Consider the following 26,381-nt stretch of genomic DNA (forward strand, 5'->3'; position numbering starts at 1 on the left):
CCCTACATGACCCACAGCACCGGCACCCTGTACATCGTTTCCGCACCTTCGGGCGCAGGCAAGACCAGCCTGGTGAAGGCTTTGGTCGACGCGCAGCCGCAGATCCGCGTTTCGGTTTCCCACACCACCCGCGCCATGCGCCCGGGCGAAGCCGATGGGGTGAACTATCACTTCGTCGATCGCACCCAGTTCGTGTGGATGATCGAGCATGGTGACTTCCTTGAGCAGGCCGAAGTCTTCGGCAATCTCTACGGCACCTCGCAAAGCCGTCTGCAGCAGACTCTGGATGAAGGTCACGACCTGATTCTGGAAATCGACTGGCAGGGTGCGCAACAGGTTCGCAAGGTCATGCCCGATGCCCGTTCGATTTTCATCCTGCCACCGACCCAGCAGGCCCTGCGCCAGCGTCTGACCAACCGTGGCCAGGATAGCGATGACATCATCGAGGGGCGCATGCGTGAGGCGGTCAGCGAGATGAGCCACTACGTCGAGTATGACTATGTGGTGATCAACGACGATTTCGCCAGTGCCCTGGAAGACCTCAAGGCGATTTTCCGCGCCAACCGTCTGACCCAGCCGCATCAGCAGCAACAATTCAGCAATCTGCTCAGCGAATTGCTCGCCTGAACCTGCTGAAGCTTGCGAAAACCCGACCGCTTGTGGCTTGCCGCTTGAAGCTTGCACCTGTCCGCTTGTAAACTATCGAGTCCGCTCGCCCATCCGGGCATCGCGCATCCGCATTTGCTACGAGGAATACCCATGGCCCGCGTAACCGTTGAAGACTGCCTGGAACACGTCGATAACCGCTTTGAGCTGGTCATGCTCTCTACCAAGCGTGCTCGTCAACTGGCAACCGGCGGCAAAGAACCAAAGCTGGCGTGGGAAAATGACAAGCCTACCGTTATGGCGCTGCGCGAAATCGCTGCTGGCCTGATGGATTACGCTGTAATCGCAGAAGCTGAAATCGTTGAAGATGAACCATTGTTCGCGGCGTTCGAGGACGAGTCCAACGAGGCTCTCTAAGCCTATGCCGTGTCGACGTAGTACGGCGCAGAGCACAAGCCATCGGCAAGGAGTCTTATCTTGCCGAGCATAGACGCTCTCGCCGATCGCCTGTCGGCCTACCTCGGCCACGACCAGGTCAATCTGGTCCGCCGAGCGTATTTCTACGCCGAGCAAGCCCACGATGGTCAGCGCCGCCGCAGCGGTGAGGCCTACGTCACGCATCCGCTCGCGGTCGCGAATATTCTTGCCGACATGCACATGGACCATCAGAGCCTGATGGCCGCCATGCTGCACGACGTGATCGAAGATACCGGTATCGCCAAGGAAGCGCTCTGTGCGCAGTTCGGCGAAACTGTGGCCGAACTGGTCGATGGGGTCAGCAAACTGACCCAGATGAACTTCGAGACCAAGGCCGAGGCCCAGGCCGAAAACTTCCAGAAAATGGCCATGGCCATGGCGCGGGACATTCGCGTGATTCTGGTCAAGCTGGCCGACCGTCTGCACAACATGCGCACCCTTGAAGTCCTGTCCGGCGAAAAACGCCGCCGCATCGCCAAGGAAACCCTGGAAATTTATGCGCCCATCGCCAACCGGCTGGGCATGCATGCCATTCGTATCGAATTCGAAGACCTGGGTTTCAAGGCCATGTACCCGATGCGCTCCTCGCGCATTTATCAGGCGGTCAAGCGCGCCCGCGGTAACCGCAAGGAACTGGTCAACAAGATCGAAGAGTCCCTGAGCCACTGCCTGGCGGTGGACGAAATCCAGGGTGAAGTCAGCGGGCGGCAGAAGCATCTGTACGGCATCTACAAGAAGATGCGCGGCAAGCGCCGGGCCTTCAACGAGATCATGGACGTCTATGCGTTCCGGATCGTCGTCGACAAGGTCGATACCTGCTATCGCGTGCTCGGTGCTGTACATAATTTGTACAAGCCGCTGCCGGGACGCTTCAAGGATTACATCGCGATTCCCAAGGCCAACGGCTACCAGTCGCTGCATACCACGCTGTTCGGCATGCACGGCGTGCCCATCGAGATCCAGATCCGCACCAAGGAAATGGAAGAGATGGCCAACAACGGCATCGCCGCCCACTGGCTGTACAAGTCCAGTGACGATGAGCAGCCCAAAGGCACTCATGCCCGTGCCCGCCAGTGGGTCAAGGGCGTGCTGGAAATGCAGCAACGAGCCGGCAACTCTCTGGAATTCATCGAGAGCGTAAAGATCGACCTGTTCCCGGACGAGGTCTACGTCTTCACGCCAAAAGGCCGGATCATGGAGCTGCCCAAAGGCTCCACGGCGGTGGACTTCGCTTACGCGGTGCACACCGACGTCGGCAACAGCTGCATCGCCTGCCGTATCAATCGTCGTCTGGCGCCGTTGTCTGAACCGTTGCAAAGCGGCTCGACCGTCGAAATCGTCAGTGCGCCGGGGGCGAGACCTAATCCGGCCTGGCTCAATTTCGTCGTGACCGGCAAGGCGCGCACCCATATTCGCCATGCTCTCAAGCTGCAGCGCCGTTCGGAATCCATCAGCCTGGGCGAGCGTCTGCTGAACAAGGTCCTGAACGGTTTCGACAGCAGCCTGGAAAAAATTCCGGGCGAGCGGGTCCAGCAAGTCCTGGCCGAGTACCGGGTCGAGGTTATTGAAGATCTGCTCGAAGACATCGGCCTGGGCAATCGCATGGCCTACGTGGTGGCCCGCCGCCTGCTTGGCGAAGGCGATCAGTTGCCGAGTACCGAAGGTCCGCTGGCGATTCGCGGCACCGAAGGTCTGGTGCTCAGCTACGCCAAGTGTTGTACGCCGATCCCGGGCGACCCGATTGTTGGCCACCTGTCGGCGGGCAAGGGCATGGTCGTGCACCTGGACAACTGCCGCAACATCAGCGAAATCCGCCACAACCCGGAAAAATGCATTCAGTTGTCGTGGGCCAAGGACGTCACGGGTGAGTTCAATGTCGAACTGCGCGTCGAGCTTGAGCATCAGCGTGGCCTGATCGCCCTGCTGGCCAGTAGCGTCAACGCCGCCGACGGCAACATCGAGAAAATCAGCATGGACGAGCGCGATGGTCGTATCAGCGTGGTCCAGTTGGTGGTCAGCGTGCACGACCGCGTGCACCTGGCCCGCGTGATCAAGAAACTGCGCGCCCTGACCGGCGTGATTCGCATCACCCGCATGCGCGCGTAGTCCCAAGCCCAACAGGAGTTTTTCATGTCCAAGACCGTTATCAGCAGCGACAACGCCCCGGCGGCCATCGGCACTTATTCCCAGGCGATCAAGGCTGGCAATACCGTGTACATGTCCGGGCAGATCCCGCTGGACCCGAAAACCATGGAACTGGTCGAAGGCTTCGAAGCCCAGACCGTTCAGGTCTTCGAAAACCTCAAGGCTGTGGCTGAGGCAGCAGGCGGTTCGTTCAAGGACATCGTTAAGCTGAACATCTTCCTGACTGATCTGAGCCATTTCGCCAAGGTCAACGAAGTCATGGGCAAATATTTCGAACAGCCGTACCCGGCCCGCGCCGCCATCGGCGTTGCTGCCTTGCCGCGTGGCGCTCAAGTCGAGATGGACGCGATTCTGGTTCTCGAATAAATCCCCAGGCGCAGCGCTTGTGTCGTTGCGCCCTCCTGCTTAGGAAGGACTCTGTTATGCGCTTTGCGCTCGCCCTCTCACTGCTGGCCGCTGTCCTGAGCGGCTGCGCCAGCCACAGCAATCGTTCTCCCGATGGCACCTGGATCAACCAGGCCGCGATCGATGCTGCCGCCAAGGGCGACAATCTGCGTCAGGCGCTGCTGGCCAATGGGCCGAACCTGGAATGGCATATCAATACCAAGGCGAGCCAGGTGACTTACACCAATGGTTTCGAGTTGGTTGAAGGCAAGATCACCAGCATCGCCAACGGCAAGGTGCATGTCGACTACTACAACTACTCCGATGAGTTGAGTATCAAAGGTGACGAGCTGATCCAGGCCGCCAGTGAGTCTGGTCCCGAACAGCACTTTCAGCCACCAAAGGACCCGGCCCCTGCCGGTGCGCCGGTTGGCGCCAGTTTCGAGCGGGCCTTGTATGGTGCCTACCTGGGCGGCAAATGGACCATCGTCAGTGGCGACGGCCAGGGCAGCACCGTGCAGTTCATGCCTGACGGCAGCGTGCAGGGCCTGCCGGAAAATGATCGTTATGCACTGTGCCTGGCTGGCGACTGTGCGTCCATGAGCGGCGAATACGACAGCATGTGGCTGGAAAAGAACGAGCAAGGCAATCCATGGATCTTCGTGCGCAAGGGCAAGCAACTGGAGATTTTCCAGGCGCTGAACAAGGCCGCGGAGAACGACATGCCCGAACTGCATCCGGGCAATCGTCGCTGGTTGCTTGAGCGCAACTGACAGTGGGCGCGACTTGTGGGAGCGAATTCATTCGCGAAAGCGGTATTCTGACCAACAGATATCCGTCGAATGTACGGGCCTCTTCGCGAATGAATTCGCTCCCACAAAGTTGGTGTCAGGCGTCGACCGAAAGCAACGCCGCATACCCCTCGCGATAACTCGGATACTGCGGCACCCAGCCTGTCGCTCTGGCCCTGGCGTTGCTGCAACGTTTGCTGCCGGTGCGACGCAGGGTGCTGTTCTCGGCCCATTGCGTGACATTCAACCGCTTGCGCATCCAGTCCACGACTTCGGCCAGCGGCGCAGGCTCGTCGTCGACACCTATATAGGTGTCTTCCAGCACTTCTCCCTTGGCATCGACCAATAACAGCCACGCCAGCAGCCCGGCTGCGTCATCGGCGTGGATGCGGTTGGCGTAGAGTGGCGGCTCGCTGGCGACGCTGTAGCCCTGGCGCACCCGATTGGATAGATCGCTGCGCCCAGGCCCATATATTCCGGTAAGGCGCACGATGCTGGCAGGCAAGCCGCTGTTCAGCGCGGTCTGTTCGGCCTCGAGCATGATCTGGCCGGAAAAGCCGCCGGGCGTGGTCACCGAGGTTTCATCGGTCCACTCGCCATGTTGTTGCCCGTACACGCTGCTGCTGCTGACGAAAATGACCCTTCGTGGTTTTTGCCCATTCTGTTGCAACCAATCCAGCGCATGTCGCAGGCCGTCGACATAGGCGGCCCGGTAGCCCGCCTCGTCGCGCTCGGTCGGGGTGGCGCAATACACCAGGTAATCGATGCTGCCGGTCGGCCAGTCGGCGGGGATTTGTGCGTCGAACAGATTGCCCGCGACGCCGCGGACCCCTTCGGGCAGGTGCGCGATGTTGCGACGCAGGCCGTAAATGAGCCAGCCATGGGGCTGTAACTGCCGGGCCAGACGGCTTCCTATATCGCCGCAGCCAGCGATCAGTACGGAAGGGGCAGACATTTAGATTCTCCGGTAAAGGTCGATTTTTGCGATCGGAACGAAGAGAAAATCTTCCGATCAGCGTAGGAAAGCGCTAAAAAAAAGGCGTAATGCTTTTGTTAACAAGAATTACTTGCAATAATGCCGCACCATTTGTTCTCCCTCAGTGCGTCCAGGCAGTGCGTGATGCACGGAACGAAGCCCCTCTTTATCTCCTCAGGTCAGGCCAGCATGACACGTATTCAATCCTCCGCTTCGCCAACCAACCCACCTAGCGCTCATCGCGCCTGGGGTGGTATCGCAGCCCTTGTGCTGAGCATGATGCTCGCACCTGTTGCCCTGGCCGATGAGACGACCACCACGACACCACCTGCTGCCCATAGTGAAGCAGCGCCGGCGGCTCCTGCGACGGCTCCAGTTGCTGCGCCGGCCGCTGTACCCGGCGCAACGGCTGCCGCACCTGTCGAAACTCTGGAAGCTCTGCCGGAAGAAGGCGCCAACAGCCTTGGCATGGCCCATGACCTGTCGCCATGGGGCATGTACCAGAACGCCGCCCTCGTTGTGAAAGCGGTCATGATCGGTCTGGCCATTGCCTCGATCCTGACCTGGACCATCTGGATCGCCAAGGGCTTCGAGCTGATCGGCGCCAAGCGTCGTCTGCGCAAGGACATCGCCCTGCTCAAACGCTCCCGCACTCTTAATGAGGCCGGTGAACATGCCAGCCGCGAAGGCACCCTGGCGCACCTGCTGGTGCAGGATGCCATGGAAGAAATGCGTCTGTCGGTCAACAGCCGTGAGCGTGAAGGTATCAAGGAGCGTGTCAGCTTCCGCCTGGAGCGTCTGGTCGCTGCCTGTGGCCGCAACATGAGCGTCGGTACTGGCGTTCTCGCCACTATCGGTTCCACCGCGCCATTCGTGGGGCTGTTCGGTACTGTCTGGGGCATCATGAACAGCTTCATCGGTATCGCCAAGACCCAGACCACCAACCTGGCTGTCGTTGCGCCGGGCATCGCCGAAGCCCTGCTGGCAACGGCCCTGGGTCTGGTTGCGGCCATTCCTGCGGTCGTCATCTACAACGTTTTCGCCCGCTCCATTGCTGGCTACAAGGCGCAGGTTTCCGATGCATCGGCACAGGTTCTGCTGCTGGTCAGCCGCGACCTGGATCACCTGCCACCAGAGCGCAAAGAACAACCGCACATGGTCAAGGTGGGCTAAGCCGTGGGCCTGCATTTAAACGAAGGTGGCGATGACCTCGCCGAAAACCACGAAATCAACGTAACGCCGTTTATCGACGTGATGTTGGTGTTGCTGATCATCTTCATGGTGGCGGCGCCCCTGGCCACGGTCGATATCAAGGTCGACCTGCCCGCTTCCACCGCCAAGCCGCAGCCCAGGCCCGAGAAACCGGTGTTCCTCAGCGTCAAGGCGGACCAGAACCTGTATCTGGGCGACGACAAGGTCACCCGTGAGCAACTCGGCGCCGTGCTGGATGCCAAGACCCATGGCAAGAAGGACACCACGATCTTCTTCCAGGCTGACAAGGGTGTCGACTACGGCGACCTGATGGACGTGATGAATACCCTGCGCACTGCGGGCTATCTGAAAGTCGGTCTGGTGGGCCTCGAGACGGCTGGCAAGAAATGATCACGATGCGCCAACAAATGACGCGCTACAGCGGCAGCCTGATTGTGGTGCTGCTGATTCACGCCGTTGCGATTCTCCTGGCGCTTCGCTGGCCTACTACCCAGGCCGTAGAACTTCCTCCCGCACCCATGATGGTCGAGCTGGCCCCGATACCGGAGCCTGCGCCGCCACCACCGCCCAAGGTCGTTCAACCGCCAACGCCGCCGACGCCGGTGGAAGAGCCGCCCATGCCCAAGCTGGTCGAGGCGCCGAAGCCGGAAATTGCCATTCCCAAGCCGGTGCCAAAGCCCAAGCCGAAACCGCAGCCACCCAAGCCGCAGAAGAAGCCTGAGCCGCCTCAGGAAAAGCCGGCTGAAGAAACGCCTGTGGATACGCCTCCTGCGCCGCCAACGCCGACCAAGCCGGTTGCGCCCCAGGCTTCGCTACCGGCGCCGCCGAGCAGTGCCTTACCAAGCTGGCAGGGTGACTTGCTGCGTCACCTGGGCAAATTCAAGAAGTACCCGGAAGACGCTCGTCGTCGCGGTACGCAGGGTGTTGCTCGCCTGCGCTTCGTCGTTGATGCCGAAGGTAACGTGGTGTCTTACTCGATCGCTGGCAGCTCCGGCAGCCCGGTCCTGGATCGCGCCACGCTGGAGATGATCCGTCGCGCCCAGCCGGTGCCCAAGCCGCCGAAGGAAGATCTGAACAACGGCACTATCGAGATTCTGGCGCCGTTCGTTTACTCCCTGGATCACCGCTAGGGGCTGTTGCCGTTTCAATGCGCTGCATTGAAACGGCAACAACTGCTCTCAAATGTCCTTTTGATGTAAATCAGTGCCGTTGATAACGTGCGTCTATCGATTGCAGCCGCTATGCTGGGGCCGCAACTTCATGGACGCACGCTATGACTCTCACAGAATTGCGCTATATCGTTACCCTCGCTCAGGAACAGCACTTCGGCCATGCCGCCGAACGCTGCCACGTCAGCCAGCCGACACTCTCGGTGGGCGTGAAAAAGCTGGAAGATGAACTCGGTGTGCTGATTTTCGAGCGCAGCAAGAGTGCCGTGCGCCTGACTCCGGTTGGCGAAGGCATCGTTGCCCAGGCGCAGAAAGTCCTCGAACAGGCTCAGGGCATTCGTGAACTGGCCCAGGCCGGCAAGAACCAGCTGACCGCACCGCTCAAGGTCGGCGCCATCTATACCGTCGGCCCTTACCTGTTCCCGCACCTGATCCCGCAACTGCATCGGGTTGCCCCGCAGATGCCGTTGTATATCGAAGAAAACTTCACCCATGTGCTGCGCGACAAGCTGCGCAATGGCGAGTTGGACGCGATCATCATTGCACTGCCGTTCAATGAAGCCGATGTGTTGACCCTGCCGCTGTACGACGAGCCGTTCTATGTCCTGATGCCTGCGGATCATCCGTGGACGCAGAAGGAAACCATCGATGCTTCGGCGCTCAACGACAAGAGCCTGCTGCTGTTGGGCGAAGGCCACTGCTTCCGCGATCAGGTGCTGGAAGCCTGTCCGACCCTGACCAAGGGCAGCGAAGGCGCCAGGCACACCACGGTCGAATCCAGCTCGCTGGAAACCATTCGCCACATGGTCGCATCCGGTCTGGGGATTTCGATCCTGCCGTTGTCGGCGGTCGACAGTCACCACTATGCGTCCGGCGTGATCGAAGTTCGTCCCCTGACGCCGCCGGTGCCATTCCGTACCGTTGCCATCGCTTGGCGTGCCAGCTTCCCACGGCCCAAGGCCATCGAAATCCTCGCGGATTCGGTACGCCTGTGCTCGGTAGCGAAGCCTAAAGAAGTGAGCACTGCCGCGACATGACTGAGTTGTCCGAGGTCTCGGTCACGGCGCTCAAGGGTGTCGGCGAGGCCATGGCCGAGAAACTGGCCAGAGTGGGTCTGGAAAATCTGCAGGATGTGTTGTTCCACCTGCCCCTGCGTTATCAGGATCGCACCCGTGTCGTCCCCATCGGCCAGTTGCGGCCGGGGCAGGACGCAGTGGTCGAAGGCGTGGTCAGCGGCGCCGATGTGATGATGGGCAAACGCCGCAGCCTGTTGGTGCGCATGGGCGATGGCACCGGTGTGCTGAGCCTGCGCTTCTATCACTTCAGCAATGCCCAGAAGGAAGGCCTCAAACGCGGCACCCACTTGCGCTGTTTTGGCGAGGCCCGCCCCGGTGCCTCGGGGCTGGAAATCTATCATCCCGAGTACCGCGCCCTGACCGGCGATGAGCCCGCGCCCGTCGCGCAGACCCTCACGCCGATCTATCCGCTCACCGAAGGCCTGACCCAGCAACGCCTGCGCCAGTTGTGCCAGCAAAGCCTCGAAATGCTCGGGCCGCAGAGTCTGCCGGACTGGCTGCCTGAGGCTCTGGCCCGGGACTATCAGTTGGCGCCCCTGGCTGATGCCATTCGCTACCTGCATCACCCACCCGCCGATGCCGATGTCGAAGAACTGGCCCTCGGTCACCATTGGGCGCAGCATCGTCTGGCCTTTGAAGAGCTGCTGACTCACCAGCTGTCCCAGCAACGCCTGCGCGAAAGCCTGCGTTCCTTGCGTGCGCCAGCCTTGCCCATTGCAAAGAAGCTGCCGAAAAAATTCCTCGCCAACCTCGGTTTCCCACCTACGGGCGCGCAGCAGCGGGTCGGTAACGAAGTTGCCTACGACCTGAGTCAGCCCGAGCCCATGCTGCGTCTGATCCAGGGCGACGTTGGCGCGGGCAAGACCGTGGTCGCCGCCCTCGCCGCCCTGCAGGCCCTGGAAGCCGGTTACCAGGTGGCGCTGATGGCGCCGACCGAGATTCTTGCCGAGCAGCACTACATCAACTTTAAGCGCTGGCTCGAGCCGTTGGGTATCGAGACGGCCTGGCTGGCGGGCAAGCTCAAGGGCAAGGCCCGCGCCGCCTCGCTGGAGCAGATTGCCCGTGGCACACCCATGGTGGTCGGCACCCACGCGCTGTTCCAGGATGAAGTGCAGTTCAAGAACCTGGCCCTGGTGATCATCGACGAGCAGCATCGTTTCGGCGTACAGCAGCGTCTGGCTCTGCGTAATAAAGGTGTTGGCGGGCGGATGTGCCCGCATCAGTTGATCATGACAGCTACACCGATTCCTCGGACCCTGGCCATGAGCGCCTACGCCGACCTCGACACCTCGATCCTCGACGAACTGCCGCCGGGACGTACGCCGGTCAATACCGTGCTGGTGGTCGACAGCCGTCGGGTGGAAGTGGTCGAGCGCGTGCGTGCGGCCTGTGCGCAGGGGCGCCAGGCCTATTGGGTCTGCACGCTGATTGAAGAGTCTGAAGAACTCACCTGCAAGGCCGCAGAAACCACCTTCGAGGAGTTGAGCAGCGCCTTGGGTGAGTTGCGCGTGGGCCTGATTCACGGGCGCATGAAGCCTGTGGAAAAAGCTGCGGTCATGGCCGAGTTCAAGCAGGGGCACCTGCAGTTGTTGGTGGCGACCACTGTTATTGAGGTGGGGGTGGACGTACCCAACGCCAGCCTGATGATCATCGAAAACCCCGAACGCCTCGGTCTGGCTCAATTGCACCAGTTACGCGGCCGGGTCGGTCGGGGCAGCGCTGCCAGTCATTGCGTGCTGCTGTATCATCCGCCGCTGTCGCAGATCGGCCGTCAGCGCCTGGGCATCATGCGCGAAACCAACGACGGTTTTGTCATTGCCGAGAAAGATCTGGAGCTACGCGGGCCGGGGGAGATGCTCGGCACCCGACAGACGGGCTTGCTGCAATTCAAAGTTGCCGATTTGATGCGTGACGCGGATTTGCTTCCTGCCGTTCGCGATGCCGCTCAAGTCTTGCTCGAACACTGGCCGCACCATGTCAGCCCACTGTTGGCGCGCTGGTTGCGGCATGGACAGCAGTACGGCCAGGTGTGACGCACGTCTATGCCTGAACAAGGAGTGAGACCCATAATAACCAAGCCGGGTATACTTCGGCGATTGTAGGAAATTGGACAAAGATCATGACAGAAGTTGCTCACGTTGCAGACGACCACCATGCCCCGTCCGTTATCCGGACTTTGCTAGGCAAGCTGGGCATCAGTTACAACGAAGTCGTGGACGATGCCAGCCTTCCTGCGGCGCGCAAGGTTCAGGCGGTGCTGGTTGAAGATGCGGTCGGTGCTCTGCTGATCCTGTTCGGCCAGAACCAGCTGCTGGATCTCAAGCGTGTGACCGAGCTGACCGGCCGTGACCTCAAGGCTGTGCCTCACGCTCGCCTGTTGAGCATGCTCAACAAGCACAGCCTGCGGATTTTGCCCGGCATTCCTGCGCTGACCAGTTCGCCTTGCCTCTACGACGAGCAAATGCTTCAAGAGCCGAGCCTGCTGATTGATTCGGGTGAACCCGGCCTGCTGCTGGAAATCACCAGCGAAGACTTCAAGAGCATGCTCAGCAAAGCCAGCGCCGCCAACTTCGGCGAGCCACTGGACAAGATCTCGCCGAACCTTGACCGGCCTCACGATGATGGCCAGGAGATTCACTCTGCGGTAAACGCCTTTACCGCCCGGCGCATTCAGCAGCGCCTGGAATCGACTCTGGAAATCCCGCCGCTGGCCGGCACTGCGCAGAAAATCATCAAGCTGCGGGTCGATCCTGACGCAACCATCGACGACATTACCGGTGTGGTGGAAACCGATCCGGCCCTGGCTGCACAAGTGGTCAGTTGGGCGGCATCGCCTTACTACGCCTCCACCGGCAAGATCCGCTCGGTAGAAGACGCCATCGTGCGCGTGCTGGGCTTCGACCTGGTGATCAACCTAGCCCTGGGTCTGGCGTTGGGCAAAACCCTGAGCCTGCCCAAGGATCATCCGCAACAGACCACGCCGTACTGGCAGCAGTCGATCTACACCGCTGCGGTCATCGAAGGCCTGACCCGCGCCATTCCGCGCCCTGAGCGTCCGGAAGGCGGCCTGACCTACCTGGCCGGCCTTCTGCATAACTTCGGTTACCTGTTGCTGGCCCACGTCTTCCCGCCGCATTTCTCGTTGATCTGCCGCCAGCTGGAGGTCAACCCGCATCTGCATCACAGCTATGTCGAGCAGCATTTGCTGGGTATCAGCCGCGAGCAGATCGGTGCCTGGCTGATGCGCTACTGGGACATGCCGGAAGAACTGTCCACCGCCCTGCGCTTCCAGCACGACCCTTACTACGCGGGCGATCATCACAAGTACGCCAATCTGGTATTCCTGTCGGTGCGCATGCTGCGTAACCACAATATCGGCACGGGGCCCAAGCAGGACATTCCAGACGAGTTGTTCGAGCGCCTGCACCTGACCCGCGAAAAGGCGGAAGAAGCCGTAGCCAAAGTGCTGGAAGCCGAAGTGTTGCTGCGCGAACTGGCTTCGCAGTTCGGGCATTGATTCAGCCGTTTTAGATAGTGGTGGGAGCGGATTTATCCGCGAAGGCGGCGGCACATTCAGCATCATCATGGCTGATGCACCGTTTTCGCGAATGAATTCGCTCCCACAGAATGCATTCAACGGTGGGTTCATCGTATTCCCAAACCTTTGTAAGAAATTTCCGAAGCGAAAGCTGGCTGAAAGCTTCTCCCTTTAGCATCACACCATCGTCGGCATCAGACCGACGCTCACAAAAATAATGGTGATGCTGATGTCCGCTACTTCTCCGCTATTCGCTCGTCCCCCATTCCGACTCCACGCGCCGCTCGTTCTGAGCTGATTCGTTTATTCGCTTTTTTCAAATCGCGTAACGCCTGGAGTATTCCTATGTTGACCTTCCTCGGCTTTGCCATGGTTGTGGCTTTCATGTACCTGATCATGAGCAAGCGCATGTCCGCGCTGATTGCTCTGATCCTGGTGCCGATCATTTTTGCGCTGTTCGGCGGCTTTGGTGCCGAGATCGGCCCGATGATGCTCACCGGCATCACCAAGCTGGCGCCAACCGGCGTCATGCTGATGTTCGCCATTCTGTATTTCGCCCTGATGATCGACTCCGGTCTGTTCGACCCGGCCGTGCGCAAGATCCTCAAGCTGGTCAAGGGTGACCCGGTCAAGGTCTCGGTAGGTACTGCCGTGCTGGCTCTGGTGGTTTCCCTGGACGGCGACGGCGCTACCACCTACATGATCTGCGTGGCCGCCATGCTGCCGCTGTACAGCCGCATCGGCATGAGCCCGCGGATCATGGCCGGGCTGATCATTCTGGCCGGTGGCGTGATGAACATGACCCCATGGGGTGGCCCGACCGCCCGTGCGGCCAGTGCCCTGCATGTCGACCCTTCGGCGATCTTCGTACCGATGATCCCGGCGATGCTGGCCGGTGTCGTGGCGATCCTGGTCATTGCCTACTTCTACGGCAAGCGTGAACGCGCTCGCCTTGGTGAGCTGCATGTGGTTGGCGATGAAGTCGATCACAGTGAAATCAGCGTCTCGCAGTTCCCGGACGCCCGTCGTCCTAAACTGATCTGGTTCAACGGCGCCCTGATGCTGGCCTTGATGGTCGCGCTGATCATGGGCCTGTTGCCGCTGCCGGTTCTGTTCATGATCGCTTTCAGTATCGCCATGATCGTCAACTATCCCTGCCTGCAGGCGCAGAAGGACCGTGTTGCGGCCCACGCCGGTAGCGTGCTGGCGGTGGTCGGGCTGATTTTCGCGGCGGGTATCTTCACCGGCATTCTGTCCGGTACTGGCATGGTCGACGCCATGTCCAAAAGCCTGCTGGCGGTGATCCCGGACGCTCTGGGTCCGTACCTTGCGGTCATCACGGCCCTGGCCAGCATGCCGTTCACCTTTTTCATGTCCAACGATGCGTTCTACTATGGCGTGCTGCCGGTGCTCGCTGAGGCTGCCGCGCATTACGGCATCAGCCCGGTCGAAATGGCCCGCGCCTCTATCGTTGGTCAGCCAGTACACTTGCTCAGCCCGTTGGTCCCATCGACTTATCTGCTGGTCGCACTGGCCGGTATCGAGTTCGGTGACCACCAGCGTTTCACCTTGAAATGGGCTGTGCTGGTGTGCCTGTGCATCCTGCTCGCCGCCTTGCTGATGGGGATTTTCCCGCTGTTCAGCACTCTCTAATACAAAACACCCGCCTCGCTGCCGCTCCCTCGGCAGCGAGGCTTTATCGTGCAAAGGAATACCTATGGAATGGCTGCTCAACCCGGAAATCTGGGTTGCTTTCTTGACTCTGACCGCCCTGGAAATCGTTCTGGGCATCGATAACATCATCATGATTTCGATCTTGGTCAGCCGCATGCCCAAGGCCATGCAACCGCGCACGCGGCTCTTCGGCCTGGCGCTGGCGATGATCACGCGGATCATGCTGTTGCTGTCGATCACTTGGGTCATGCGCCTGACGGACGACCTGTTCGTGGTCCTGGGCCAGGGCATATCCGGGCGTGACCTGATTCTGTTCTTCGGTGGTCTATTCCTGCTGTGGAAAAGCTCACAGGAGATCTACCACGGTCTGGAAGGCGAAGAGGAAACCCTGGACGAGCCCAAGGGCAAGGGCGGTCTGTTCCTCTACACCATCATTCAGATTGCGATCATCGACATCGTGTTCTCCCTGGACTCGGTCATCACCGCAGTAGGCATGGTCTCCAATGTGCCGGTCATGATCGCGGCGATCATCGTTGCCGTACTGGTGATGATGCTCTGCGCCGGCGCCATCAGTAATTTCATCGACAAGCACCCGTCGCTGAAGATGCTGGCCCTGTCGTTCCTGATTGTGGTCGGCACCGTGCTGATTGCTGAAGCCTTCGATGTCCATGTGCCTAAAGGCTATGTCTACTTCGCCATGGCGTTCTCTTTGGCGGTGGAAGCCATCAACATCAAGATGCGTACCGCGAAGGCGAAGAAGAAAGCCCAGAGCGAGCCGGTGAAACTGCGTAAGGATGTGCCGGGGCAATAAGTCGCCCACGGTGGGAGCGAATTCATTCGCGAAGGGGTCGGTACAACCGATATATCTTCAGCGGCTTGAATAGTGCTTTCGCGGATGAATCCGCTCCCACACACTTGTATCCCCGCTAAATCCGCGTGCGGCCATGACCGTTTTCGATGGCCACCTAGCTGTTCAAAATCTGAACAAAACCTTGTTTTGTGACAGATTTATTTCAAATGCAAGTTTCCCTATGCCATGCTGGCGCTCTGGCCAAAGGCCAACTAAAGCTTAGTTGGGCGCAACAAATCACTCGTTTCGCTCGCTACATCGCCATATCTTCATCTTCTTGCCTTCCAATGGCACATTTCAGGGGGCTTTCCGTATGCTGACCCTGCTCGATTTATTGTCGGCGGTTTCCCTGTTGATCTGGGGCACACACATCGTTCGTACCGGCATCCTGCGTGTTTATGGCACGCAGTTGCGGCGCGTGCTCAGCCAGAACATGTCGAAACGGCCGCTGGCGTTTATCGCCGGTATCCTCGTCACCGCTCTGGTGCAGAGCAGCAACGCCACCGCCATGCTTGCAACGTCCTTCGTCGGCCAGGGGCTGATGGCGCTGACCCCGGCCCTGGCGATCATGCTCGGTGCCGACGTCGGTACGGCGCTGATGTCGCGGGTGCTGACCTTCGACCTGTCCTGGCTGTCGCCGCTGCTGATTTTTCTCGGGGTGATTTTCTTCCTGTCGCGCAAGCAGACCCGCATCGGCCAGTTGGGTCGGGTTGCTATCGGTCTGGGCCTGATCGTGCTGGCGCTGCAACTGATCGTCACTGCCGCCGCGCCCATCACCCATGCGGCCGGGGTCAAGGTGCTGTTCGCCTCACTGACCGGCGATCTACTGCTTGATGCCCTGATCGGTGCGTTATTTGCCCTGATCTCCTATTCCAGCCTGGCGGCAGTACTGCTCACCGCAACCCTGGCCGGTTCCGACATCATCAGCCTGCACGTCGCCATCGGCCTGGTCATCGGTGCCAATATCGGCAGCGGCCTGCTGGCCTTTCTCACCACCAGCATGCAGAACGTCGCCGGGCGTCAGGTGGCCTTGGGCAGCTTGCTGTACAAGCTGCTCGGTCTGCTGCTGATCACCCCGGTGCTCAATCCGCTGGTGGTGTGGATGGACGGCTTGGGCTTCAGCTCATCGGACATGGTCATCGGCTTTCACCTGAGCTACAACACCCTGCGTTGCCTGCTCATGCTGCCCACGGTCGGCCCCATGGCGCGGCTGTGCGAGCACATCATGCCGATGCGCGCCGAGGTCAACGGCCTGGCCAAGCCGCGTCATCTCGATCTCACGGCGCTGGCAACACCCAGCCTGGCCCTGGCCAATGCCGTGCGCGAAACCTTGCGCATGGGTGATCTGATCGAAGCCATGCTCGCCTCGATGCTGGAAGTGCTGCGTGGTACGCAAACCGCTGTGACTCAGGAAATGCGCCGTCTCAATGATGACGTCGAGGCGCTCTACAGCGCGATCAAGCTGTATCTGGCGCAGATGCCTCGGGACGACCTCAGCGAGCAGGACAACCGCCGCTGGGCCGAAATCATCGAGCTGACCATCAACCTGGAACTGGCCAGCGGTCTGATCGAGCGCATGCTGCGCAAGATCCAGCAGCAGAAGACCGCCCAGCGCCGTTCTTTCTCGGAAGTCGGGCTGGAAGAGCTCAGCGACCTGCAGAGCCAGTTGCAGTCCAATTTGCGCTTGGGCCTGTCAGTGTTCCTCAGTGGCGACCCGGAAAGCGCTCGCCAGTTGCTGCGCGAGAAACGCCGCTTCCGCGCTCAGGAGCGGCGTCTGGCCCACGCCCACGTCAGCCGTTTGCAGCGCAAAGTGGTGCAGAGCCTGGAGACCAGCTCCTTGCACCTGGAGCTGATCGCTGATATGAAGCGCCTCAATTCGCTGTTCTGCAGCAGCGCCTACGCGGTCCTTGAGACGGCAGAGACCGGCGCCCTGTCCAGTGAAGTTGAAGCGGATCCGGCGCTGTAGGCTAATGAATTCCAGTGGGACCGGCTTTAGCCGGGGAGGCGTCGTGATGATCATGCAAATGCAGTGCATGTATCGGCCCTTTCCCGGCTAAAGCCGGTCCCACGGTTTGTCATGCGACAGCCCTGACATGTGAACGTAAACAATCTACTGAAGTCTGTTACACGTACCGGCCCGCAAGGAAGCCTGCTTTATGCGTTGCCTGCTGTTCGCTTGTCTGCTGCTGATTTCCCTGCCTTCGATCGCCCTCGACCGCTTTCAGGTGGAGGGCTATCTCCTGCCCAACGGCCTGCAAGTGCTGCTCAAACCGGGCTATGAAAAAGGCCATGTGGCGATTCGCCTGGTAGTGGGTGTCGGCTTCGATGACTTCCCCTGCGCTGACAAGGAACTGCCGCACCTGCTCGAGCATCTGCTGTTCAGTGGTATCGATGACGGCGGTGAAGGTGCGCTGGAAGAACGCATGCAGGCCCTGGGTGGCGACTGGAACGCCTTTACCAGCAACGCCGATACCACCTTCGTCATCGAAGCGCCGGCGCAGAATCAGCGCAAGGTGCTGGACCTGCTGCTGGCAATCCTCACCCGTACGCGCTTCGATCAGGGCGACCTCGAAACGGCCCGGCGTATCGTCGAGCGTGAAGACGGCGGCCATTATTCGCACCTGCAACGCTGGCTTGACCGCCGCGACCTCGGCCATAGCGCCAGCGGCCAGTTGGCCGTTGAACTGGGGCTCAAATGCGCCGAGCGTCCGCAAGCTGACGACCTGACCCTCAAGCAGGTCGAGGACGTCTACAAAGGCTGGTACGCGCCCAATAACATGAGCCTGATCGTGGTCGGCGATCTCGACCGCCTGCTGCCGAGCTACCTGGAACGTACGTTCGGCCAGATGAACGCTGTGGAACCCACCGATCATCCGCCCTTGCCTGCCGTCGATGGTCACGCCGAAACCCGTCGCACCCTGATGCGCGGCATGCTTGGTGATGGCGCGCGCATGCACCTGATCTACCCGGAGCCCGAACTGGGCGAGCAGCATGACGAAACCCTGGAACTGCTCAAGGCCTACCTCGACTGGGCGTTATACAGCGATCTGCGCCTGAAGAATGGCTTGTCCTACGGGCCATGGGCCGAGCGCGAGGTGTTTGGTGACAGCGGTTTCCTCAGCCTGAATGCCGATCTGGACCGGCGCGATGTCGATGAGGCCGAAGACGATATTCACAACCTGCTGCAGCGCCTGAACAAGGACGGCCTGGATCCGGCGACTTTCGCCCGTCTGCAACAGACCCTGATCGCCAAGCAGGCCTGGGCCGTGCAGGGCAACAGCGCCTTGGCCGATTACTACTGGGGCTCGCTGAACGAGTATGAAGACGGCCATTTCGATGACCCCGCCAAGCGGATTAAGGCCGTCAGTGTCGATACCGCCAATCAGGCCCTGCATCGTTTGTTGGTGCAGACACCCTACACGCGTATTGAAAAGCCACTATTGAGCTACGACGGCTTATATTGGCTGGTTGCCGCCATCGCGGGCCTGCTGCTGTTGCTGTGCATGCTGCTCATGTGGCGCAAGCGCAGGTAGAGGCTGTTATCCTGCGGCCCCTTTTTTTGTAACGACAAAGCGAACGCCTAAATGCTCGATTGGAACGCCCACATATCCCGCGTGCTTGGCCTGATGAAGCGCTATCCGGGGGTGATTGCGGCGGGCGGTTTCATTTCGGGGATTTGCAGCTTCATTCTGGTCGACCGGCAACAGGGCCTGGCCACCTGGATTGCCACGGTGATGCTGATCAGCTGGCTGTGGCTGATGATCGAAAACAGCGCCACCGCCCTGTTCACCCGGCTGTTCAAGCGCGAGATTCCTCAGGGGCTGCTGCGTTACGGCACCCAGATGATCCATCAGGAAAGCCTGTTTTTCGTCCTGCCGTTCTTCTTTATCACCACCACCTGGAACAGCGGCCAGTCGGTGTTTACCACGGTACTGGGCATCGCCGGGCTGATCTCCATCACCGACCCGTTGTACTACCACTGGCTGGCGCCGCGGCGGTGGCTGTTCATGGCCCTGCACACGCTTACCCTGTTCGCCGCGCTGCTGACGGCGCTGCCGATCATCCTGCACCTGACCACCGCTGAGAGCTACAAGCTGGCCCTGGGTATTGCCATGCTGCTGTCGTTTCCCAGCCTGGCCACGAGTTTCCCCATCAATACCTGGCGCCGAGGCATCGTTCTGGTGCTGATGACCTTTTCCATCGGCGCGGCGGGCTGGACCCTGCGTTCCTGGGTGCCGCCAGCCACCCTGTGGATGACCGAGTTCGCCGTCAGCACCAGCTTCGATGAGAAGAACCGCACTCCCGGCGACAATATCGAGCAGATCAGCGCCAATCAGATGCGCAGTGGCGGTCTTTACGCCTATACCTCGATCAACGCACCGCGCGGCCTGGACGAGCAGATTTTCCACGTCTGGTCGCGCGATGGCGTGGAAATGGACCGCATTGCCATGAACATTCATGGCGGGCGCAAAGAAGGCTATCGTGCGTGGACACACAAACAGAACTTTCCGGCTGATATCGTCGGCCACTGGCAGGTACGGGTGCTGACCGAAGACGGGCAAATGATCGGTGTGCTGCGCTTTGACGTGGTCGACGGTGATCAGCCTGCGGTGACCAGCCCCGTGGTCAAACCCATGGGCCTGAAGCCGCGCGATGACTCGGCCCCCGATAAGGCAGACGCTCCAGCGAAATAGAGGCAGCATGACCACGCAGACGCTGACCGCACATGACCATTCTCCGGCAGCCACTGCCCCCGGACGGGCCGGCAGCGCTGTGCTGGATACTTCGACTACGCCTGCGCAACTGCGCATCGACGGTGACTGGACGCTGCCCCATTACCGTGTGCTGAAGCAGCAGACCGACGCACTTGGCAGCAACTATGACGCCAGTGTGCCGGTGGACATGAGCCGCCTGCGCGCGCTGGACACGGCAGGCGCCTCGCTGTTGGTGGAGCTGCTCGGCACCGAACGCCTGGCCAGACTTGCGGTGAATGCTCCGGAGCTGCCCCTGTCCAGCCGCGCCCTGCTGCAAACCATCCAGACAGCTTTATGTGACTACTGCGCCCCGGCCAAGGAGCCGGAAATTGCCGTCGGCATGCAGTTGTTGGCGCGTATCGGTTGCGCAGTGGACAAGGTCTGGACCGACACCCTGCAACTGCTGGGCTTTATCGGCCTGATCCTGCAAACCGTAGTGTTCAATCTGCCCCGCCCCAAGCGCTGGCGCATGACGTCGGTGATCACCCATATCGAACAGACCGGCCTCGATGCCGCGCCCATCGTTGCGCTGCTGACCTTTCTGGTCGGCGCTGTGGTGGCGTTCCTGGGCGCCACGGTGCTGAAAACATTCGGCGCGAGTATCTTCACCGTCGACCTGGTGGCGTTCTCTTTCCTGCGCGAGTTTGGCGTGCTGCTGACCGCTATTCTGATGGCCGGCCGTACCGCCAGTGCCTTTACCGCGCAGATCGGCTCGATGAAGGCCAACGAAGAAATCGATGCCATCCGCACCCTCGGCTTGAGCCCTGTGGAATTGCTGGTCGCGCCGCGGGTATTGGCCTTGTTGATTTCCCTGCCGCTGCTGACCTTTCTGGCGATGATCTGCGGCATTATCGGCGGCGGTGTGGTCTGCGCCTTGTCCCTGGATATTTCCCCGGCCATGTTCCTCTCGTTGTTGCAGGCAGATATCGGGGTGCAGCACTTTCTGGTGGGGATCGTCAAAGCGCCGATCTTTGCCTTTTTGATTGCTGCCATTGGTTGCCTGGAAGGCTTCAAGGTCAGCGGCAGCGCCGAGTCTGTCGGCGCCCACACCACCTCCAGCGTGGTGCAGTCGATTTTCGTGGTCATCGTCCTCGACGCCATGGCCGCACTGTTTTTCATGGAGATGGGTTGGTGATCAAGAGTCCGCACCTGCGCAGTGAAGCGGTGATCGAAGTGCGTGGCCTGTGCAATCGTTTTGGCAGCCAGAGCGTGCACGAAAACCTCGATCTGGACCTGTATCGCGGCGAAATCCTCGGCGTGGTCGGTGGCTCGGGGACCGGCAAGTCAGTGCTGCTGCGCAGCATCGTCGGCCTGCAGCGGCCCAGCGCCGGGAGCATTCGGGTCTTTGGCGAGGATTTGCAGCAGTTATCCGAGAACGCTCGCTCCCAGGTCGAGCGGCGCTTTGGCGTGTTGTTTCAGAAGGGTGCGCTGTTTTCCTCCCTGACCCTCACGGAAAACGTCGCCCTGCCCTTGATTGAGCACGCCCGGCTCAGTCGCGACGAAGCCGAGCACTTGGCCGGGGTCAAGCTGGCTCTGGCCGGGTTGCCGCTGTCGGCGGCGCACAAGTACCCGGCCTCACTGTCGGGCGGCATGATCAAGCGTGCCGCTCTGGCCCGCGCGTTGGCTCTGGACCCGGACATCCTGTTTCTCGACGAGCCCACAGCGGGGCTTGATCCCATCGGCGCCGCAGCCTTCGACCAGTTGATCCTGACCCTGCGCGATGCCCTGGGCCTGAGCGTGTTTCTGGTCACCCATGACCTGGACACGCTCTATACCATCACCGACCGGGTCGCGGTGCTGTCGCAGAAACGCGTGCTGGTGGCCGCGCCCATCGACAAGGTCGCGGCGACTCAGGATGCGTGGATTCACGAGTATTTCCACGGGCCGCGCGGACGCGCTGCCTATTCCGCCATGTCCCTGCCCAAAGAGGTTTGATGATGGAAACCCGTGCCCATCATGTCTTGATCGGCCTGTTCACTGTGATCGTGGTGGCGGCGGCGCTGCTGTTCGGCCTGTGGCTGGCCAAGTCCAGTGTCGACAGCGCCTTCAAGGATTACGAAGTGGTGTTCAACGAGGCGGTGACCGGCCTGACCAAAGGCAGCGCCGTGCAGTACAGCGGCATTACTGTGGGCAGCGTCATGCAGCTGCGTCTGGACCCCAAGGACCCGCGCCGGGTGCTGGCGCAGATCCGCCTGGTCGGCGAAACCCCGATCAAGCAGGACACCCAGGCCAAGCTGGCGCTGACGGGCATCACCGGCACCTCGATCATCCAGCTCAGTGGCGGCACGCCGCAAAGTGCCGAGCTGATCGGCCTCGACGGGCGCCTGCCGGTGATCATCGCCTCGCCCTCGCCTATCTCGCGGCTGCTCAATGACAGCAATGACCTGATGAGCAGCATCAACCAGCTGCTGCATAACGCCAACCAGATGTTCTCCGCCGAGAACGTGCAGAACCTTTCCGCCACCCTCGCCCATCTGGAGCAGGCGACCGGCGCTGTCGCCGATCAGCGCGATGACATCCGCCAGACCCTCAAGCAGATGGGCCAGCTCAGCAAGCAGGCCAGTGCCACTCTGGAGCAGACCGCCGGGCTGATGCGCAGCGCTGGCGGCCTGCTTAACAATGAGGGCAAGCAGGCATTCACCAGTGCCGAGCAGGCGATGAAGTCCCTGGCCCAAAGCACGGCGACCATCAACGGCCTGCTCAAAGACAACCGCCAGTCTCTGGACAGCGGCATGCAGGGCCTCAATGACCTCGGCCCCGCCATCAACGAATTGCGCGAGACCCTGGCCTCGCTGCGGGCGGTGTCCAAGCGTCTGGAAGCCAACCCCAGCGGCTATTTGCTCGGGCGTGACAAGAACAAGGAGTTTGAACCATGACAGACCTGAAATCAGTGGTAGGCCGCTGCTTGATCGTGAGTGCGATGGCGCTATCCAGCGCCTGCTCGATCTTGCCGCCTGCTGAACCGATGGATGTCTATCAGTTGCACGGCGGGCCTTACTCGCGCCTGACCGGCACCAAAGAGCTGGTGCAATGGTCCCTGCGCATCGATCGGCCCAAGGCCAGCGAGGCTCTGGACAGCCCGCGCATTGCCGTGGTGCCCCAGGACAACCTGATCAGCAGCTACAAAGGCGCGCGCTGGAGCGACGCCGGGCCGCTGATGCTGCGTAACCAGATTCGCGACCTGTTCGTCACCGACCATCGGGTGCAGGCTGTCAGCACCGATGACACTAATCTGCAGGCCGATTTCGAGCTAAATGGCGACCTGCTGGCCTTTCAGAGCGAATACCGGGGGGCGGCGATTGACGTGGTGATTCGCTACGACGCGCGATTGGTCGACGACCGCCAGCGCATCATCGCCGGTCACCGCTTCGAAGTGCGTCAGCCAGCCAAGGGCAAGGAAGTACCGGCGGTAGTTGCGGCTTTTGACACTGCGAGCAACGAGCTGGCGTGGCAGGTATTGGAGTGGACGTTGCAGGAAGGGAGCAAGAATCACCCTTCCTCAAGATAAGCGCAGATCCGTGGGAGCGAGGCTTGCCCGCGAAGAGGCCGATACATTCAAAACATTTGTTATGAAAGATAAATCGCTTTCGCGGGCAAGCCTCGCTCCAACGCAGGCGTGTTTTATCACTAACCCTGGGCGGTAGCCCCAAAGAACCAATAGCAGACGAAAATCGCCGCAATCACTCCGGCCAGCTCCGCCAGCAGGGCGCAGCCCACTGCATGCCGGGCGCGCTGGATGCCGACGGCGCCGAAATACACCGCCAACACATAGAAGGTGGTCTCGGTACTGCCCTGAATCGTCGCCGCCACCAGCGCCGGGAAGCTATCCACGCCCTGGGTTTTCATGGTCTCGATCAGCATGGCCCTGGCCGCGCTGCCGGAGAACGGTTTGACCAGCGCGGTGGGTAGGGCATCGACGAAACGGGTGTCCAGGCCCAGCCACTGCACCACATGGCGAATGCCTTCAAGACCGAAGTCCAGCGCCCCGGATGCGCGCAACACGCCCACTGCGCAGAGCATCGCCACCAGATAGGGCAGCAGGCTCTTGGCCACGTCGAAGCCTTCCTTGGCGCCTTCGACAAACATCTCGTAGACCTTGACCTTGCGCAGCGCGCCGACGATCAGGAATAGCAGGATCAGGCCGAACATCATCAGATTGCCGAGGATCGACGACAGACTCGCCAAGGCCGTGGCCGACAGGGTCGCCAGCAGGGCCATGAAGCCACCCAGGATCAGCGCGCCAGGCACCAAGTACGCGAGCACCACCGGGTCCCACAGGCGCAGGCGCTGCATGAAGGCCACCGACAGCAGACCCACCAGGGTCGAGGCGCTGGTTGCCAGCAGGATCGGCAGGAACACCAGGGTAGGGTCCACGGCACCCTGCTGGGCGCGATAGATAAAAATCGTCACCGGCAGCAGGGTCAGGGACGACGCATTGAGTACCAGGAACAGGATCTGCGCGTTACTGGCCGTGGTTTCGCTGGGGTTAAGCTCCTGCAGCGAGCGCATGGCCTTCAGGCCGATCGGCGTGGCGGCGTTGTCCAGGCCCAGGGCGTTGGCAGCGAAGTTCAGGGTGATCAGGCCCAGGGCAGGGTGCCCGGCCGGCACGCCCGGCATCAGGCGCAAGAACAGCGGCCCAAGAACCTTGGCCAGCCAGTCGACGATCCCGGCCCGCTCGGCGATACGCAGGAAGCCCAGCCAAAGAGTGAGAGTGCCGAACAGCACCACCATCACCTCAACCGACAGCTTGGCCATGGCAAAGATACTTTCCACCATCGCGGCAAAGATCCCGGCGTTGCCGCCCACCAGCCATTGCGCCAGTGCCGACACCGCTGCCACGAGAAAAAAGCTGAGCCATAGGCCATTGAGCATCAGGCGGATCCTTCAACTGAAAACTACGGATTGTGGGACCGGCTTTAGCCGGGAAAGCGCCGGTCCAGCCGATACTCTTCTATCGTCTGGTAACCGGTCTTCCCGGCTAAAGCCGGTCCCACAACAACCCCCACACCGAGTGGGATTTTTATGTGACGCGGCGATGATAGCGGTGGCACCCCGGAAACAACAAACCCCGAAGATGTCGGGGTTTGTGTGTGCTGCGTTGCCGGGGTTATTCGGCGGCGGTACGGCCTGCCGGAATGGCTTCCTTGCTGCGCCAGTGCGGCAGGGAGTTCCAGTAGCGCTGGCCCTTGGCATCGTCGTACATGCCTTCCCAGCGCGCGATGACCAGCACGGCCAAGGCGTTGCCGATTACGTTCAGCGCGGTGCGGGCCATGTCCATGATGCGGTCGACGCCAGCAATAAAGGCCAGGCCTTCCAGCGGGATGCCAGCGCTGCCCAAGGTCGCGAGCAGGACCACGAAGGACACGCCCGGCACACCGGCAATACCCTTGGAGGTGACCATCAGCGTCAGCACCAGCATGATCTGAGCGCCGACCGACAGGTCAATGCCATACAGCTGGGCGATGAAGATGGCGGCGATGCTCTGGTACAGGGTCGAGCCGTCGAGGTTGAACGAGTAGCCGGTCGGCACCACGAAACTGCAGATGGCTTTCGGCGCGCCGTAGGCTTCCATCTTCTCGATGACCCGTGGCAGCACGGTTTCGGAGCTGGCGGTGGAGTAGGCCAGCACCAGCTCATCCTTGAAAATGCGCATCAGCTTGATCACCGAAAAGCCGAACAGGCGAGCAATCAGGCCCAGGACCACGAAGGCGAAGAAGGCAATCGCGATGTAAACCAGGATCACCAGCTTGGCCAGTGGCAGCAGCGAGGCGAAACCGAAGTTGGCGACGGTCACGGCGATCAGGGCGAACACACCGATCGGGGCGTAGTTCATGATCATGTGCGTGACCTTGAACATGGTCTCCGAAACGCCCTGGAATACCTTGACCAGAGGCTCGCGCACGTCGTTTTGCAAGGCCGACAGGCCCATGCCGAACAGTACCGAGAAGAAAATGATCGGCAGCATGTCGCCACGGGCAACAGCGGCGAAGATATTCGAGGGTATCAGGTTGAGAATGGTCGCGATAAAGGCGTGATCATGCTGAACTTCGGCAGTGGTCTTCTGGTACTGGGAGATATCCACAGTACCCAGGGTGCTCATGTCGATGCCGCTGCCTGGATGGAATAGATTGGCCAATACCAGCCCGACGATGATGGCGACCGTGGTGACAATTTCAAAGTAAATGATGGTTTTCAGGCCGATGCGGCCCAGCTTCTTGGCATCGCCAACCCCGGCGATCCCCACGATCAGCGACGATACGACAATCGGGATGACGATCATCTTGATCAGGCGAATGAAGATATCGCCTGCCGGTTGCAGAATGTTGCTGATCCACCAGGCCTTCTCGGCGCTGAAGTGGTTGAGCAGCGCCCCCAGCGCGACGCCCAGTACCAAGCCAATGACGATCTGCCAGGCGAGGCTCAGTTTTGCCTTCTTCATATCGTTACCCTTGTTTTCAAGTGGCCAGGGGTTCTGAAACCGACATTTCCCGTGCCGTTTTCAGGCATGGGCTTTTTACGCCGAAATGGATCCAGAATTGCCCTGAAGATCACTGCAAACGAGCGTCCCAGCTCTGTAGCAGGCGAAAAAAGGCGCAACTATTCCGATGCAGGCGGGGTGCGTCTAATGCCGTAAATGACTACCCCATGCCGAATCGGCATAACGCTTGGGGGCGGATAAAGCCGCAGGCGACTGGAAGGAGGGCGTGACGAAATGCCGCTATTCGGCTT

Annotated in this window: 23 protein-coding genes; 20 read left to right on the plus strand and 3 right to left on the minus strand. The window is 60.6% G+C overall.

Annotation, left to right across the window (positions count from 1 at the left end; all coding sequences use genetic code 11):
* The first annotated feature begins 6 nt into the window (after positions 1–6).
* The 5 genes from gmk to M2401_RS08335 all read left to right on the plus strand — a co-directional run bounded on the left by gmk (position 7) and on the right by M2401_RS08335 (position 4,385).
* Entirely contained in the window at positions 7–627 is a 621-nt protein-coding gene (gene gmk / locus M2401_RS08315) for a guanylate kinase (protein ID WP_259101439.1), read from the plus strand.
* A 132-nt stretch (positions 628–759) separates the two neighbouring features.
* Complete coding sequence (gene rpoZ / locus M2401_RS08320) at positions 760–1,023, plus strand: DNA-directed RNA polymerase subunit omega (RefSeq protein WP_259101440.1); 264 nt, start codon at positions 760–762, stop codon at positions 1,021–1,023.
* A 60-nt stretch (positions 1,024–1,083) separates the two neighbouring features.
* Entirely contained in the window at positions 1,084–3,189 is a 2,106-nt protein-coding gene (spoT, locus tag M2401_RS08325) for a bifunctional GTP diphosphokinase/guanosine-3',5'-bis pyrophosphate 3'-pyrophosphohydrolase (protein WP_259101441.1), read from the plus strand.
* Positions 3,190–3,213: 24 nt separating this feature from the next.
* Entirely contained in the window at positions 3,214–3,594 is a 381-nt protein-coding gene (locus tag M2401_RS08330; RefSeq protein ID WP_259101443.1) for a RidA family protein, read from the plus strand.
* Positions 3,595–3,650: 56 nt separating this feature from the next.
* A complete protein-coding gene (locus M2401_RS08335) occupies positions 3,651–4,385 on the plus strand; it encodes a hypothetical protein (RefSeq protein ID WP_259101444.1) in 735 nt (244 codons plus the stop codon).
* 115 nt (positions 4,386–4,500) lie between these two features.
* On the opposite strand, the gene M2401_RS08340 is transcribed toward M2401_RS08335, so the two are convergent.
* Positions 4,501–5,358 (minus strand): NAD-dependent epimerase/dehydratase family protein, encoded by an 858-nt coding sequence (locus M2401_RS08340; protein WP_259101446.1) that lies wholly within the window; start codon positions 5,356–5,358, stop codon positions 4,501–4,503.
* A gap of 210 nt (positions 5,359–5,568) precedes the next feature.
* Between M2401_RS08340 and exbB the strand changes: the two genes are divergently transcribed.
* The 15 genes from exbB to M2401_RS08415 all read left to right on the plus strand — a co-directional run bounded on the left by exbB (position 5,569) and on the right by M2401_RS08415 (position 23,160).
* Entirely contained in the window at positions 5,569–6,552 is a 984-nt protein-coding gene (gene exbB, locus M2401_RS08345) for a tonB-system energizer ExbB (protein ID WP_259101448.1), read from the plus strand.
* Positions 6,553–6,555: 3 nt separating this feature from the next.
* Positions 6,556–6,981 (plus strand): TonB system transport protein ExbD, encoded by a 426-nt coding sequence (gene exbD, locus M2401_RS08350; protein ID WP_259101449.1) that lies wholly within the window; start codon positions 6,556–6,558, stop codon positions 6,979–6,981.
* The gene (locus M2401_RS08355; RefSeq protein ID WP_259101451.1) at positions 6,978–7,721 is read left to right on the plus strand and encodes an energy transducer TonB; all 744 of its coding nucleotides are present in this window, start codon (positions 6,978–6,980) and stop codon (positions 7,719–7,721) included. The genes exbD and M2401_RS08355 overlap by 4 nt, the downstream gene beginning before the upstream one ends.
* Before the next feature lie 143 nt (positions 7,722–7,864).
* Entirely contained in the window at positions 7,865–8,797 is a 933-nt protein-coding gene (locus M2401_RS08360; protein WP_259101453.1) for a hydrogen peroxide-inducible genes activator, read from the plus strand.
* Positions 8,794–10,869, plus strand: a complete 2,076-nt coding sequence (gene recG, locus M2401_RS08365) for an ATP-dependent DNA helicase RecG (RefSeq protein ID WP_259101456.1) — start codon at positions 8,794–8,796, stop codon at positions 10,867–10,869. The genes M2401_RS08360 and recG overlap by 4 nt, the downstream gene beginning before the upstream one ends.
* Before the next feature lie 86 nt (positions 10,870–10,955).
* Positions 10,956–12,353, plus strand: a complete 1,398-nt coding sequence (locus tag M2401_RS08370; RefSeq protein ID WP_259101459.1) for an aminoacyl-tRNA deacylase and HDOD domain-containing protein — start codon at positions 10,956–10,958, stop codon at positions 12,351–12,353.
* 366 nt (positions 12,354–12,719) lie between these two features.
* A complete protein-coding gene (locus M2401_RS08375) occupies positions 12,720–14,027 on the plus strand; it encodes a CitMHS family transporter (protein WP_259101462.1) in 1,308 nt (435 codons plus the stop codon).
* Between the two features lie 64 nt (positions 14,028–14,091).
* Complete coding sequence (locus M2401_RS08380) at positions 14,092–14,859, plus strand: TerC family protein (RefSeq protein WP_259101464.1); 768 nt, start codon at positions 14,092–14,094, stop codon at positions 14,857–14,859.
* A 352-nt stretch (positions 14,860–15,211) separates the two neighbouring features.
* Complete coding sequence (locus tag M2401_RS08385) at positions 15,212–16,864, plus strand: Na/Pi cotransporter family protein (protein WP_259101467.1); 1,653 nt, start codon at positions 15,212–15,214, stop codon at positions 16,862–16,864.
* A gap of 190 nt (positions 16,865–17,054) precedes the next feature.
* The gene (locus M2401_RS08390; RefSeq protein ID WP_259101469.1) at positions 17,055–18,431 is read left to right on the plus strand and encodes a pitrilysin family protein; all 1,377 of its coding nucleotides are present in this window, start codon (positions 17,055–17,057) and stop codon (positions 18,429–18,431) included.
* Positions 18,432–18,482: 51 nt separating this feature from the next.
* Positions 18,483–19,592 carry a DUF2914 domain-containing protein gene (locus tag M2401_RS08395; RefSeq protein WP_259101470.1) on the plus strand — a complete coding sequence of 370 codons (1,110 nt, stop codon included), beginning with the start codon at positions 18,483–18,485 and terminating at the stop codon, positions 19,590–19,592.
* A 7-nt stretch (positions 19,593–19,599) separates the two neighbouring features.
* The gene (locus M2401_RS08400; protein WP_259101472.1) at positions 19,600–20,787 is read left to right on the plus strand and encodes an ABC transporter permease; all 1,188 of its coding nucleotides are present in this window, start codon (positions 19,600–19,602) and stop codon (positions 20,785–20,787) included.
* Positions 20,784–21,587: an ABC transporter ATP-binding protein gene (locus tag M2401_RS08405; RefSeq protein ID WP_409033891.1), complete on the plus strand. Its 804-nt coding sequence runs from the start codon at positions 20,784–20,786 to the stop codon at positions 21,585–21,587. The genes M2401_RS08400 and M2401_RS08405 overlap by 4 nt, the downstream gene beginning before the upstream one ends.
* A 2-nt stretch (positions 21,588–21,589) precedes the next feature.
* Positions 21,590–22,528 (plus strand): MlaD family protein, encoded by a 939-nt coding sequence (locus M2401_RS08410; protein ID WP_259101714.1) that lies wholly within the window; start codon positions 21,590–21,592, stop codon positions 22,526–22,528.
* Complete coding sequence (locus M2401_RS08415; protein ID WP_259101473.1) at positions 22,525–23,160, plus strand: ABC-type transport auxiliary lipoprotein family protein; 636 nt, start codon at positions 22,525–22,527, stop codon at positions 23,158–23,160. Before M2401_RS08410 ends, M2401_RS08415 begins: the two co-directional genes overlap by 4 nt.
* 119 nt (positions 23,161–23,279) lie before the next feature.
* Here M2401_RS08415 and M2401_RS08420 read toward each other — a convergent pair whose 3' ends face one another.
* Positions 23,280–24,524 (minus strand): nucleoside recognition domain-containing protein, encoded by a 1,245-nt coding sequence (locus M2401_RS08420; RefSeq protein ID WP_259101474.1) that lies wholly within the window; start codon positions 24,522–24,524, stop codon positions 23,280–23,282.
* 235 nt (positions 24,525–24,759) lie between these two features.
* Positions 24,760–26,091, minus strand: a complete 1,332-nt coding sequence (gene gltP / locus M2401_RS08425) for a glutamate/aspartate:proton symporter GltP (RefSeq protein WP_259101476.1) — start codon at positions 26,089–26,091, stop codon at positions 24,760–24,762.
* Between the last annotated feature and the right edge of the window lie 290 nt (positions 26,092–26,381).

The organism is Pseudomonas sp. JUb42 (assembly GCF_024807945.1).
Classification (GTDB): Bacteria; Pseudomonadota; Gammaproteobacteria; order Pseudomonadales; family Pseudomonadaceae; genus Aquipseudomonas.